Raw genomic sequence first — 13,938 nt, 5'->3', positions numbered from 1 at the left:
ACGCGATGAATCACGCAGTTATCTCTTGTTGTTCATTCCGCCGCTTAGTCACTGATAAAACACCGACTATCACCAAACTTATGTGTTTATTGATATGAATTGTTCAATTTACGAGCAACTAGATCCTGCTTGCAACAGTAATTACCACTATTTAACAAAGGTTAACCAGAATAATATTTTACACAACGAAAACAACGTGCGACAGAATTCAACATGTAACAATCATGAATTTAACAAATTTTCAGACTATGAAACCGCGAAACATTTATTTAGCAGTCAAATATCACAACTTAGACGTATTTTTTCGATATAATAAACTAATTACTGTAGTGTCCGTTTTGCACCACACACTATAACGAAGCACTATAAATGCTCGAAATAACAAGAGGCTTTTATGAAGCAGAGTAAAACTCGTCTACCGAACCTATTGCAGGTATTCATCGCGTTAGGACTATTTCTATCCCTTGCTTTTTCCTTTACAGCAAAGCTTGACCTACCAATCCAACTTGCCTTGTACATTGGCTGGTTCATTATCATGGTTTTGGGTATTCGTCTTGGACACCAATACAAAGACTTAGAAAAAGCAGCACTCAAAGGAATATCCAATGGCTTAGGCGCGGTTTTAATACTTTTAGCCGTTGGCGCTCTTGTTGGTACTTGGATCTCTGGCGGGATCGTACCTACTATCATTTACTATGGTCTGAAAGCTATCCACCCTTCTATCTTCCTTTTAGCGACCATGATCATCTGTTCTCTGACTGCACTGGCGACCGGCACCTCATGGGGCGCTGCAGGTACAGCAGGTATAGCGATGATGGGTATCGGCCAAGGTCTAGGTGTTCCAGCACCGATTACTGCTGGTGCAGTGCTGTCAGGTTGTTATTTCGGTGACAAAATGTCTCCGCTTTCTGATTCAGTGATTTTGGCTTCTTCAATGTCTGGTGTTGAAGTAGTTGAACACATCAAGGGCATGCTTCCAGTTGCGTTAATCAGCTACGTGATTACAGGCATCATGTTTACTGCGTTTGGTTTCCACTACGCGGGTAACGTTGACATGAGCCAAGTTGATTCTGTAATCAAAGCGATGGAAGTTCAGTTCTACATCACGCCTTACTCATTCGTTCCGGTACTTATTGTGCTTGGTTTGTTGGCTTTCCGCATGCCTTCATTCCCAGTCATCAGTTTTGGTTCTCTGCTGGGTATTATCTGGGCGGTCATGATCCAAGAGATCGACTTCCTAACGGCATTCAACACTGCTTGGGCACCTTTCTCCATCTCATCTGGCGTAGAGTTCATTGATTCGATTCTTAACCGTGGCGGTATGTCTTCCATGCTGGGTTCGGTTGCGGTCATCGTATTTGGTCTAGGTTTCGGCGGCTTGCTGGATAAAGTGGGCGTACTAGAGACAATTGCTAAAGTGTTCGAGCGCCGAGTAAACAGCGCTGGCTCACTAGCAACTAGCACAATTGGTACGGCTTTCATGGGTAACGTGTTCGGTTCAGCAATGTATGTATCACTCATCCTTACGCCAAAAATCTGTGCGAAAAACTACGACCGTTTAGGCTACAAACGTAAGAACTTATCTCGTAATGCTGAGTTTGGTGGCACGCTGACCTCTGGCATGGTGCCTTGGAGTGACAATGGTATCTACATGGCGAGTATTCTAGGTGTCGCGACACTATCTTACGCACCATTCATGTGGTTAAGCTTCATCTGTATCATCGTGACTATCGTGACTTCTTACATGGGTTGGTTCGTTGATAAGTGTGAACCAACGGCACCTGCGTTTGAAGCTGAAGAGGCGACAGAGTTAAGTAAGCAACAGGCTTAAGTTTATGAGCTAATGCTTTAGGGCATAACTCAAAACGTTAATAGAGAAATGCAAAAAGAGCGCCCTAGAGCGCTCTTTTTTAACCTTCTAATTCATCTATTTACATGTTTACTATTTATTTATGGTTCGCTTACCCAACCAGTAACCGATTCCTAAAGGTGTAAAGAACACGACTAAGATAAACAGGATGAAGTAGATAACCACACCTTTGATTAACTCCATCAGCTTATCAATTGCAAGCACAACCACATCTTGAGAAACACGGTCTAGATCTTGAGTGAACAACTCTCTTTCTGATGCCACAATACCAGCAATTTCAATCCGCTCTTTCGCAACCATCTCTATCAGAGCTTCTCTCTCTCGTGTCACCATATTTTCTAGTGCCACGCGTTCATCGCTTAGTCTCTCTAATTTTTGGTCTGTCTTATCGCTCAAGTCATTCAGTAGCGGCTGCATTTCTGTCGACATAATCGAAGCTAGCGTTTGCATGTACTCAGGGTTATTTTCAATAAAGTCCTGCATGCTTGCTGATGTTTGACGAAGGCTTGCGAGCGTCATAGACAGGTCTTCACCCGTTAGCGAGCTATTCAGAGCGACTAACTCTGCTTTCCACGACATCAATTTTGGTGTTTGATCCGCCATCAAGCTTAAACGGTCTGACGCATCGTTCATCGCCTCTGGCATCGTTCCTAAGCTCTGAACGATTTGCGACTCGTCTTTCCCTAGGTAACTCAGCCATTCACGGTAAGCGGGTGTGCTTCTGAATGTGAGGTCTTTAAATGGGTGGCTAGCAACAAACTGCGCAACGAAATCTTTGCTCTGATCGAAATCGCTCGAGCTCAATACGCCTTTTGCGAGTTTCTTTACTTCTTGATCAAGAAAAATAGCGGTTTCTACCGCATCATTTGTCTCGAACAAATCAGCCCCTTGACTTTGAGCATAGAATTGATTCATTTGCGCAGTAAATACCCAAGAATCAATCAACGCTGACATCGGTGAAGTTTGGTAAGCCGCTTGTTGTAAGCCCTGCTCCGCATGGATCTTCCAAAGCAAAACATAGGATTGATGTAGGGTGTCATCGTCAGAGTAAGATTGCGCGATCAAGTCCGCGGAGCCTTCTACTCGTGTAAAAAACATCTTGGCGTATTCACGCGTCATAATTCGAGCGTTTAGCTCTTGCTGAGTGAGAGGTGTCGACTGACTGTCTAACTTAACTTCTAATAGAGAACAACCACTTAACGCAATGCTAAGCAACAATACCATCCAACTTCGACTCAACACTAGTAACATATAAACCTCTGACAAAGACTAAGGGCGCGGATTGTATGAGCACTTCGTCAGAGTATTGTCAAAATTTCTATGAAAGTTAATTCCGACTATCTAAATAATCTACAGCGGCGTCAACAGAAGCTTTTATTGCCAATTCTAATTCTTCTAAATCGTGCTCACTGATGGCTCTAGATTGTTTCATTGTCATTTCAACGCTCGCTGCAATAATGGCTAATCTCGATGCTTTGATACTACCAGCCACACCTTTCAAGCTATGCACAACACGCGCGGCAGAAGTTTCATCATTAACCAATAAAGATTTGAACTTCGTGTAATCATCAGTATGGTCTTGTACAAAAACTCCAAGCAGCAATTCTACAGATTCAGCGTCACCATCGAGCGTTTCTAACATATCTTCGATATCAATCGCAGGTTTTGAATCGGTCACACTAGCGATATGTTTCCCGGCCATCGACACTTCTTCCAGATTTTGTGAGCTTGTAACACTTGCTGTTAATACATTTTTGTCTAAATTAACACTTGGAATTGTTGGATTAGCGCTTTGAACTTTTAGATTAGAGCTCTGTTGTGATTGCGGTTCTGAGTGTGGGTTAAGTGACGCTTTTCTCTTAGTGTGTGTGTTATTGTTAGATTGTTTGAGGCTCGGAGAAATCGCATTGTCTTTAGACTTTTGAAACACGTGCTCTTCTTCACCAGAAAGCGATATAACGTCTTTGTTATCAGATTCGTCCTCAGTGTCTAGTCCCAAATTTTCCGCTGATTCTTGCACGACCATTTTTGAGCGAACACATAATAAGACTAGCGCTATCATAGCGACCAAACTCAAGCCTAACATCACAACCAAAAGGTTGAATTGACGATCATGAAATTCAGCTTCGAGTTTAATGATCTGCTCATTAACCGAGTTTTTCTTAATTTTATCGACCAAATAATGGAGCTTAGCGTAATCACCTAATAAGGCTGAAGCATCCACCAACAGTTGTTGGATTGCGTCTTGCTCTTCAGTTTTTAATGAGTAAGATTTTTTTAGAATAGAGTCAAAGGCTCGATAGGTGGCTGATGAGCTTTGACTATCGGAATACATAGCTTCAAAGACAACAACACCAAATTCGTTCATCAGAGGTTTTAATTCAGAAGAAAGATTATTATCTGCACGCATTGCTTTAACCGTATCAACAATATTTTGAACCTGACTTTCGATTGGAATGAACTCGTCAAACTTCTCTAAAAACTGATCGGCTACGTAAAGCAGTTGATTTACATCAGGGCGAAACAAGGCATGTTGGAAATCAGACTCAATCTGCAATCGGATCGAGTAAACAAGTTGTGCATCAAGTGCTAAATCATTAATTCGAGACACTCGCAGCGGTTCAGAGAAATAAAGCGATTGCCTCAATTCATTGACGCGAATACCAAGTTCTTCAATTTGAGCGAGAGAAGTAGTGTAAGAACGGCTTAAATTCAGAAGGGTCAATGAAGGCAATAGCCACAGAGCCAAGAGCACAACCAAGAAAGTGGTTGGTTTTTTAAAGCGACTGGGCTTTGCTACTGATTGTTCCATCTATATTCCTTGTGCGTGTCGTCGATAAGCCATTATCCTGGCTAAGAATACCAAGCACAAAACAAGCGACAGCATCCTGCTGTCGCTTTTCACCATTAACTCAGGACTATGACTTATTGCGAGTCAGTTGGTCACGTAAGTTAGGTGGTGTGCCTTTAATGGTTAGTGTGTCAGTCTCTGGATCGTAAAAGATACGTTCACCAAGAAGTAGACTATCAAAACTAACATTCAAACCGCCACCAGCACCAACAAATTTTGTTAGTTTACGCATAGTTGCGCGATCAGCTGGAAAACTTTCTTCTAACTCGTAGCCTTGCTCACTAGTATAGTCAAAGAAGCTTGTGCCATCAGTGCTCGCTGGCAGTTCTCCAGAAAGCTCACGAACTTGAACCTCATCACCCGCTTTTAGCTGTTCGTTACAGTAATCCGCAACTTGCTTTTTGTAGCTGATCGCCTCTTCTTTCTCTAACTTAGAGTCAGAAACAAAATCTTCTACCGCTTGCATCAATACCTGGTTTTGTTGCTTGGCGTCTAAACCCACTTCAGCTTGTAGAAAATCTAAGAAGAAATCTGCGACTTTACGACCAACACGCCCCTTTATATAAGTAAGGTAACGGTTTGACTCTTTGTCTGTATCGTATGTTGAAAGATCAAGGCGTGCCACGATGTCCATCTTTGAAATATCAAGATAGTCAGTCGCGCTAATGTCGAGACCTTCTGTGACTTTCAAACTTTGGTTCGAAGGCAGTAAACCAATGAAAAGGTAGTCTGTTGCCAGTGATTGATATTCAGCTAACACCAACGTGCCTTCATCAGCAAATGGATACTTTGAAAGTTCATCTTTTAGACGTAGAGCACTTTTTTGAGAGAAATCATAGAAACTTTGCTCCCCAGCTCGAAATTCATGCAACGACTGCTGGAATTCGCTGTCGGATTTGAAAGAACCAAACCCTTTGCCTGCTTTTGAGTTGAACACGCGGTGAAGCTCAGCCACTAGGCTTTCAGATGAAGCATCGTTCTCTAGAGATTCAGCACGATAGTTAACAATCAGCTCTTCCTGATCGTTCTTGCTTAGTTGGTGTAAAATTACGTTGGAAAGGTGAAGGCTCATAGTGAAAATATTACCGTTCAGGTTTCAGTTGTCATGCATAGTAGGTTATCATAAGCCGCTTTTACTATCATTATTAGAGTCCTTATGCCGATTATATCTAAATACACAGATGCACAAGTTGAAAAAATCCTAGCTGAAGTGGGTGCTGTTCTATCTAAGCACAAAGCTTCACCAGAACTTTCACTGATGATCGCTGGAAATATCGCAACCAATGTCTTAAATCAGAACGTTGCTGCTTCACAACGCAAAGGAATTGCTGAAAAATTTGCCGAGGCTTTAATTTTTTCTCTTGAAGATAAAAAGTCTCACTAAATTTGATTGACGGATAAAAGAATTATAAATGGTAGACAGCGCAAACTCATATAGCGATCGTGTATCTCGACTGGTTGGTTGGGGTCATTGGTTTGCATTTTTCAACATCATTGCGGCGATGTTGATCGGTACTCGTTATATTACTCAATCGGCTTGGCCTGAAACCCTATTGGGTCAGTTTTATTTAGCTGCATCGTGGGTTGGTCATTTTGGCTTTTTAGTCTTCGCTCTCTATCTATTAGTGCTGTTCCCACTCACTTTTATTCTTCCGTCGAGGAAGTTACTACGTTTGGTTGCCGTTTGCTTCGCGACCATAGGTTTAACTGTCCTGTTAATTGATACCCAAACGTATCAAAATATAAACCTCCACCTGACACCTGTCGTGTGGGAGGTTTTATTCAGTGGCGAGGAATCTGCATTCACTTCTGATTTGCAGCACCTGTTCATTGTTATGCCGCTCATCTTCTTATTACAGCTAGGCCTATCTGAATGGGTTTGGCGTAAGCAACGTAAACTGTCTCATAAGCACATCGGCCGACCAATTACGGCAGTGTTCTTTTTGTGTTTCATCAGTAGCCACCTAACTTATATGTGGGCTGATGCGTTTTTCTATAATCCAATTACAAGCCAAAAAGCCAACTTCCCACTGTCTTACCCTATGACAGCGAAAAGCTTTATGGAAAAACATGGCCTACTAGACCGTGAAGAGTACCTCCAGCGCTTAGAAGAGAACAAAGAAAACGTAAATCTAGTTAGCTACCCGCTAGAAAAGATTCAATACAATCGACGCAGTGATGATCTCAACATCCTGATGGTCAGCGTAAATAACCTGCGTTCTGATGCGCTAAACGCTGCAGCAATGCCAAACAGCTACGCTTTCTCTCAACAAGCAATCAACTTTACTAACCATTACAGTTCTAGTAATGACATGTTTGGTATTTTTGGCTTGTTCTATGGGCTGCCAAGTAGCTACTCAAGCAGCATCCGAGCTCAAGGCTCAAATGCCGTACTGTTCGATGTTTTAGACAATCATAATTATAAGTTCGCAGCATTCAGTGGCGATAATTTCGACGATCCACTTTACTCGGAAATCATTTTCCGTGGTCGTGATGTTATGCCAGAGCAAGCAACTTATGATGACCAAAGTGCTATCCAAGCTTGGTCTGATTGGGTGCAATCACCAGACACTAAGGGTCCTTGGTTCAACTTTATTGAGCTAACGACACTCGACAACTTTTCGAATTACGATGCAAGCTCTGATCCTGCGTTAAGTACTGAAGAGCGCTTTGCGGCCGATTACAAAAAATCAGCACAAGCAGCCGATAGCCAGTTAGCGACTATTTACGCGGAATTAGAACGCCTAGAGCTTAGCGATAATACTGTAGTGGTCATCACTTCGAATCACGGTACTGAATTTAACGAAACCAAGACAAACAGCTGGGGTGCAAACTCGAACTACAGTCGCTATCAGTTGCAGGTTCCTTTAGTTATCAGCTGGCCAGGTAAGTCTCCCTCTGAGTACACACATCGTTCAAGTCACTTAGATGTGTCTGTCACATTGATGCAAGAACTACTGGGTGTGTCTTCAAACCCAACAGACTTCAGCAGCGGTCGCAGCCTGTTTGATGAGCGTAAGAGAAAATGGATACTAGCGGGCGATTCTCGTGAATTGGCGCTTGTTACCGACAAGCAAACAACAGTGCTCGACAAGTTTGGCAACTATAAACTGTACGACCAGGATTATAAGCGCTTAAAAGACGTAAGCCCGCGCTTACCAGTGTTGATGCAAGGCCTAACTGAGCTACAGCGTTTCTACACAAAAAATGACTAAATGATCATCAATTAAAAAAGGGAAGCCAACGGCTTCCCTTTTTTATTGCCATCAATGATTAGAAAACAAGCAACAAAACAAAATTATGTAAATTAAGGGTTTACAAGATCCTCCGCCCCTTATATTATTCACGCCACTGGAGGGATGGCTGAGTGGTCGAAAGCACCGGTCTTGAAAACCGGCAACCGTTAATAGCGGTTCTAGGGTTCAAATCCCTATCCCTCCACCACATTAAAGAAAGCCGCTGAGAAATCAGAGGCTTTTTGCATCTGAAGTTTATGCCCAAACTTGCAAGCCTTCGCCCTAATCATTTGAAAATCTCAAGCTTCAAGTTCTCGCTATATTTATTCTCCTCCCCTAAGTTCCACCCATCGTGGTAAATAACTGATCACTCTAGCGAATGAAGAAACTCGATAACTGCGTTAGGGCTTTTGATTGCAAATACTCGCTTATCAGGAATAAACTGAACTTTTCATCGAAAATAACGCGCAAAAAATTACCAATAGAAATAAAAATATTAAAAAGCGTTCATAAAAAAAGCAGTCAGTTGGTAAGGGTATTTACAAGCGAAAGCCAGCCTTATATTATACGCGCCATTGGAGGGATGGCTGAGTGGTCGAAAGCACCGGTCTTGAAAACCGGCAACCGTTAATAGCGGTTCTAGGGTTCAAATCCCTATCCCTCCACCACATTAAAAAAGCCGCTGAGAAATCAGCGGCTTTTTTGTATCTAAGGTTTATGTATCTAAGTTGAAGCTTATGCACTCAACTTATCAAGCCTGTGCATCAAGCAACTTTTCTGCTCACTTCAAAGCGTCCGATTAATTGATCCAATCGGCTTAACGCATTCCCCATTAAAGACACTCTACGTGCTAATTGTTTAGTAGAGAGTTGCAAGTCAGATATAGACCGTTGTGCCTTATCGGCAGTCTGCCCATTCTGCTGACTATTTTCATCTAGGTTAGACATCGTGGTAAAGAGCTCAGAAACCGCCGCTTGAATTTGTTCACTGCGAGCGTTTGAGTCTACTGTTAAGTTTCCTTTACTCACATTCTCAACGCCTTGCTCCATAGACTCAACAGCACTACGAGACTTACTATGTAGCTCTTTCATTAGGTCACTAATATGATTAGCGGCTTGGGATGTCCGGTCAGCCAGAGTTCTGACTTCAGATGCGACGACAGAGAATCCTCTCCCGTGTTCACCCGCTCTTGCCGACTCGATGGCCGCATTCAAGGCTAAAAGATTAGTCTGCGCGGTAATGTCAGTAATGATGTCTATAATGTCAGACACTTTGGACATTTCATTATTCACCTCATTAACACTGTTCGCTGAGCTTTCTACGATATTCCGAACAATCTCCATACCTTCGACAGACTGATTGTATTCCTCTTCCGCATTAAGAACAGCTTGCTTCATTACCACATCCATTTGCGTTGCCGATACAGTCGCATGGGTAATTTCACTCTGTTGATACTGACTCAATTGCAGCATATTACTTAACGCCTGTGATGCCTCGTCGCTAGTTTGGCTCATTACCACACTGCGGCGGAACATAGACTCTGAAACTTCTCTGACTTCATGACTAGCATGAACCAACTCACTAACCGTATTATCCAAATTATCGATAAAACTGTTGGTCCAACGCCCCAAATTACCAAGTTCATTATGACTGAATGTGGTTGGGTCGAGTCTCCGACTTAAATTGCCATCGCCTTCCGCTAAGGTTTGCATTACCCCTGTCATCTCATGAACTTTATCCGCTAACGGTTTGGCGCTGATCCATCTGAATAGGCCTAAGCTCACTATTGCGCAAGCGAACATAAGGCCACTTTGTAAGTAAGGCGAAAGTGAATAAAGGTTGGAGAGCAATAGCGGAATAAAGATGGGTAACGACATACACCCGATAAAATGCTTAGATAGGGTATAACTCAAGCTTCGGTCTCTATAGACTTCTTCCAAATCGGATTCACACATCATCCCAAAGGTGTCTGGAGATCCGTCCAGCTGAAATGTAAGCCCTTTTCCAATAACTGGTATATGACGGTAGTCTGAATAACCGGGGTATCCAACAAACAGGTTGCTCCCATTTTCAATGGTTTCCCTGACCCCCGGATGAAGTTGATTAGTGGCCGGATCGGTAAAGCGAATTTCGAACTCAGTGTGTTGTTGAATCTTGACCGTTCCCCAGTCAGTACTGATTCCTTGCTTTAAATTCTCACCATGAGAAAAAGTGTTATCTTCAAAACGAGAACGAGATAGTGCAACACCTGGTTGAATATGTGGATCATGAATCGAGTCCACCATAAAGATATAGTTATCACCCGACTCACTGTAGATATGCCCAGCTTCTCGTTGAATGATATCGCTAATCACATCATTGGGCACTCTGCCACACAAGAACTGCTGTGTGTTATCGTCTCGAGAGAACGGCACATAAAACATCAATGTGACTTGGTCATGAAACGAAGAGCTTGATGCTCCTACATTCAAAGTGCGCGAGTCCATATACGGCCCGTGTAGATAGCGCTGCTTTGCATTTGATATTGCTTTTTTATCTCCGATAGCAATACCCACATGCTCTTGAAAACTCGAAGCTTGTGCGATGCCTTTGCCATCAATGATCGCCAACTCAGAAAAATCCGAACTGCGTTTGAGCAGGCTCGCTAACGTATCCTCAGCTTGCTCTTCATTTCGACTCGCTAAATAAACAGCAGAGTCCTCTAGGAAATCCCATTGATTCTTGACCCAATTGTGAAGCAGTTTAACGCGAGTGTGAGCGATGCTTTCAAATGCTTGCTCAAGCTCTCTTGTTCTACTTCGATTTAGAAAACAGGCTCTTCGCATTGCCAGTTTACCTGTCACACCAAACCAATTAAGCCAACTGCGTTCCTTGTCCGTCAGGTTCATTTACATCCCTTGTATTTTTTATAGACACAGAGGATAAGCAATTTATAGACCATAAATAGTCGCAAAAATAAGTAACTATCTAATAAGAAAGTACTTTATTTAAGCCAAACTGGTGCAATTCCATGTCTTTTTTGGTGCAGGTGAGAACCATTATGGTGCAAGGGGTTTTTAGATAGCCGGTTTCTTTAATAGGTTTTTGGGGGACGTTTAACCATAAATTTCATAAGCTGCTTTCAATAATTGCATGTGAATAGGAACCAGATCTTGATGCTGAGTCCGATATCCACCACCAACCACACACGCCATAGGAATAGACTCTAATTTTGCGAGACTGACCATCAAACAGTCGCGCTCAAATATCCCTTGTGTCGAGACATTCAAATAGCCCAGCTCATCGTCTTGGTGAATATCAATGCCCGCATCATAAACGATCAGATCAGGTTGGTGATGAGCAATAGCCAACTTGGTAACTTGTTCGAAACAGCGCAGAAACTCTTCATCTCCGGTTTCACGGCTTAATGGCACATCCAAATCGGATAGCGGTTTACGTGCAGGAAAGTTTTTATCGCAATGGAACGATAGAGTAATAATATCGTCATTCTCTTGGCATAGAGTCGCTGTACCATCACCATGATGAACATCGCTGTCGACGATAAGCACTTTATCGATATGTTCAAAGGTCAGCGCATGTTTTGCCGCTAACACCAGATCGTTCAACAAACAAAAGCCGCTACCAAAATCATGGTGTGCGTGATGATAACCACCACTCAAATGAATCGCGAAACCACTCTCTATCGCCATTTCAGCGGCCAAGCAAGTTCCACCGCTTGAGTAGAGTGTTCTCTCAATAAGTTGTTCACTCCACGGGAAACCGATGCGTCTCATTTTCGCCGCGGGCAAATTACCTGAAATAAGCAAATCCACATACTCACTATCGTGAACCTGTTTTACCTGTTCAACCGAAACTGGCATTGGTTGGAAGACTTCAAACTGACTCTTCCATAGAGGATCGCTATCCATTAGTGCTTCAACAGCACCGTGTAACAACTGATATTTGTTGATTGGGTAGCGGTGCCCTTCTGGCAAAGGTAACTGCGAATAAATTGGGTGGTAAATTAAAGGAATCATAATCAGGCTAATTGCGTATTTTTATCAAAATCATAACAGCATCAGACTTGGCGACAACCCCAAATAATGATAACAATTATCATTACCTAGAATTATATTCAAAGACCACTATGAAAAACGTAATACTCCTCTTTGGGGTGATCTGCAGGTCCATAGCATCAGTAATGATTTTGTGGAAATGATGATGGCCAGTTGGTGGACCGTTGCTTTTCTTGTGTTAAGCAATCAAACTTAACTAATTGAACTGAAAGGAATCACCATGAGCGTTATTTTTATTACTGGAGCGAACCGCGGCATTGGCTTAAGCCTGACTCAACAATACTTGAAAGGTAATCACAAGGTGTACGCAACTTACCGTGACGCCTCTTCAGCCAAAGGCCTGATCTCACTTGCAGACCACAACACCAACCTAATCTGCATTCAGTTAGAAATAACCGATTACCAAGCGGTGAGCCAACTTCCCTCTCAAATTCCTGCGATCGATATATTGATTAACAATGCTGGCTACTACGGGCCAAAAGGCTACGGTCTGGGCAATACCGATGTTGAAGAGTGGCGCCGTGTTTTTGAAGTCAACACCATTGCGCCATTGAAACTTGTCGAAACGCTATTACCTGTTCTAGAAAACAGTGACGTGAAAAAGGTCGCTTGCTTGTCTTCTCGAGTGGGCAGCATGACAGAAAACACCTCTGGCGGCGGCTACATCTATCGTTCCTCTAAAGCCGCGCTAAACTCCGTGGTGAAGAGCTTAAGCAACGACTTAACCAATAACGGCTTCACTGTATTAGCACTGCATCCAGGCTGGGTACAGACAGAAATGGGCGGGCCGAATGCTCTGATCGACACTGACATTTCTGCTTCTGGCCTTATTGAAGTCATCGAGTCAGCGAATACCGAAGTCAGTGGTCACTTCTTCAATTTCGATGGCAGCGAAATCGACTGGTAACCCACAGATGAATGTAGGCCCTCTCTCAAACCTAGTAAAGCACTCAGCGCTGTTTTGTCTGACGGTAATGCTAGCTGGCTGCTTCAGTGATGGCCCCGGAGACTTATTCGACGACTACCAAACCAAGATAGCCAGAGTACAAGATGTTGACGAGATAAAAGAGGAATGGGAATTTGAAAACCTACCGAGAAAAAGAGAACTGTTGATTGACGTGCCATCGCTTTCTATCGGTCTCATCGACAGTTACCAGCTTCGTCAGTGTCGATTGTTCAACCTGATTGCAGAAAGAAACTCCGTACTTGGAAAAGTCACCGACGAGTTTCGCAATTATGATTATCAAGTCGCCCTACTTGCAGGTGTTGGGAAATGTTTATCCGGTAGAGAATTAGACTCTGAGGTCGTAGAACTACTCAAAGAAATCGAGCAGCAAAAACTCGCACAATTTCCACTGCACCAATGGAATCTCATCTATGCAAGCGATGCCATGCAGTCACAAATGCGTGGTAGTCAGTGGTTACGTGCAGATGTCGGCGATCAGGTACGACAAACCAGTGATGCATTAGGACATATCAATCAAGCGTTAAACACATCGCTCGTTTCGGGCAAAACCATTGAGGTTCAAGAAGTATTAGAGAAGAGTTCGACCCTTGGGGATTTGTATTACTCACTCGCTCGTGCATCGGTTGAGCTTGATACCATCACCAAGCAACTCACTACTTTCGATGACAGTATAATCTGTGGTAAACAACGAGACACCACTAAGTTTCGCTATCTCAACAATGTGTTCGAGCAGCAATATATAGGCAAAGTTCAGCCCTACATGGCGCAGCTGGATGGCTACTATCAGCAGTTAGCCCCGCAACTAGGGATGTTTGACGCGCAACCTGAACTGCACAATTATTACTTTCCCATTCAAGATGCACATCAGGCCTTTCGATCATCAACTCGTCGCCACGTGGACTATTGGCAGCAGCTGTTTAAGCGCTGCGGACGAAAGGTCGGGCGCTAATCCTAACCTC

Annotated in this window: 10 protein-coding genes and 2 tRNA genes; 7 read left to right on the top strand and 5 right to left on the bottom strand. The window is 43.1% G+C overall.

Going from position 1 to position 13,938, the window contains the following annotated elements; all coding sequences use genetic code 11:
* The first annotated feature begins 394 nt into the window (after window positions 1–394).
* Window positions 395–1,831, top strand: coding sequence for a Na+/H+ antiporter NhaC (gene nhaC / locus OCW38_RS04675; RefSeq protein ID WP_016769064.1), 1,437 nt, complete (start codon window positions 395–397; stop codon window positions 1,829–1,831).
* Between the two features lie 111 nt (window positions 1,832–1,942).
* On the opposite strand, the gene OCW38_RS04670 is transcribed toward nhaC, so the two are convergent.
* The 3 genes from OCW38_RS04670 to yejK all read right to left on the bottom strand — a co-directional run bounded on the left by OCW38_RS04670 (window position 1,943) and on the right by yejK (window position 5,793).
* Window positions 1,943–3,121, bottom strand: a complete 1,179-nt coding sequence (locus tag OCW38_RS04670; RefSeq protein ID WP_261895252.1) for a DHH family phosphoesterase — start codon at window positions 3,119–3,121, stop codon at window positions 1,943–1,945.
* A 76-nt stretch (window positions 3,122–3,197) separates the two neighbouring features.
* Window positions 3,198–4,682, bottom strand: coding sequence for an Hpt domain-containing protein (locus tag OCW38_RS04665; RefSeq protein WP_261895250.1), 1,485 nt, complete (start codon window positions 4,680–4,682; stop codon window positions 3,198–3,200).
* Between the two features lie 106 nt (window positions 4,683–4,788).
* Window positions 4,789–5,793 carry a nucleoid-associated protein YejK gene (gene yejK, locus OCW38_RS04660; protein WP_016769066.1) on the bottom strand — a complete coding sequence of 335 codons (1,005 nt, stop codon included), beginning with the start codon at window positions 5,791–5,793 and terminating at the stop codon, window positions 4,789–4,791.
* A gap of 84 nt (window positions 5,794–5,877) precedes the next feature.
* On the opposite strand from yejK, the gene OCW38_RS04655 reads away from it, so the two are divergent.
* From OCW38_RS04655 to OCW38_RS04640, 4 genes are all read left to right on the top strand, one after another.
* Entirely contained in the window at window positions 5,878–6,105 is a 228-nt protein-coding gene (locus tag OCW38_RS04655; protein WP_261895248.1) for a YejL family protein, read from the top strand.
* 28 nt (window positions 6,106–6,133) lie between these two features.
* Entirely contained in the window at window positions 6,134–7,936 is a 1,803-nt protein-coding gene (locus OCW38_RS04650) for a DUF3413 domain-containing protein (RefSeq protein WP_010437089.1), read from the top strand.
* Window positions 7,937–8,074: 138 nt separating this feature from the next.
* Window positions 8,075–8,165 (top strand) — tRNA-Ser (locus OCW38_RS04645).
* Between the two features lie 369 nt (window positions 8,166–8,534).
* A tRNA-Ser gene (locus OCW38_RS04640) sits at window positions 8,535–8,625 on the top strand.
* 96 nt (window positions 8,626–8,721) lie between these two features.
* Here the strand turns inward: OCW38_RS04640 and OCW38_RS04635 are convergent.
* Window positions 8,722–10,845 carry a methyl-accepting chemotaxis protein gene (locus OCW38_RS04635; RefSeq protein ID WP_010437088.1) on the bottom strand — a complete coding sequence of 708 codons (2,124 nt, stop codon included), beginning with the start codon at window positions 10,843–10,845 and terminating at the stop codon, window positions 8,722–8,724.
* Window positions 10,846–11,052: 207 nt separating this feature from the next.
* Window positions 11,053–11,973: a histone deacetylase family protein gene (locus OCW38_RS04630; RefSeq protein WP_010437086.1), complete on the bottom strand. Its 921-nt coding sequence runs from the start codon at window positions 11,971–11,973 to the stop codon at window positions 11,053–11,055.
* Window positions 11,974–12,232: 259 nt separating this feature from the next.
* Here OCW38_RS04630 and OCW38_RS04625 point away from each other — a divergent pair, with 259 nt between their 5' ends.
* Together OCW38_RS04625 and OCW38_RS04620 are read left to right on the top strand one after the other, a co-directional pair.
* The gene (locus OCW38_RS04625) at window positions 12,233–12,919 is read left to right on the top strand and encodes an SDR family oxidoreductase (RefSeq protein WP_261895245.1); all 687 of its coding nucleotides are present in this window, start codon (window positions 12,233–12,235) and stop codon (window positions 12,917–12,919) included.
* Complete coding sequence (locus tag OCW38_RS04620; RefSeq protein ID WP_261895243.1) at window positions 12,897–13,928, top strand: DUF3080 domain-containing protein; 1,032 nt, start codon at window positions 12,897–12,899, stop codon at window positions 13,926–13,928. Before OCW38_RS04625 ends, OCW38_RS04620 begins: the two co-directional genes overlap by 23 nt.
* Window positions 13,929–13,938 lie beyond the last annotated feature (10 nt).

This window comes from Vibrio cyclitrophicus (assembly GCF_024347435.1).
Classification (GTDB): domain Bacteria; phylum Pseudomonadota; class Gammaproteobacteria; order Enterobacterales; family Vibrionaceae; genus Vibrio; species Vibrio cyclitrophicus.
Note: the sequence above shows the minus strand (reverse complement) of the source record. Positions and strands in the feature narration are given on the sequence as shown.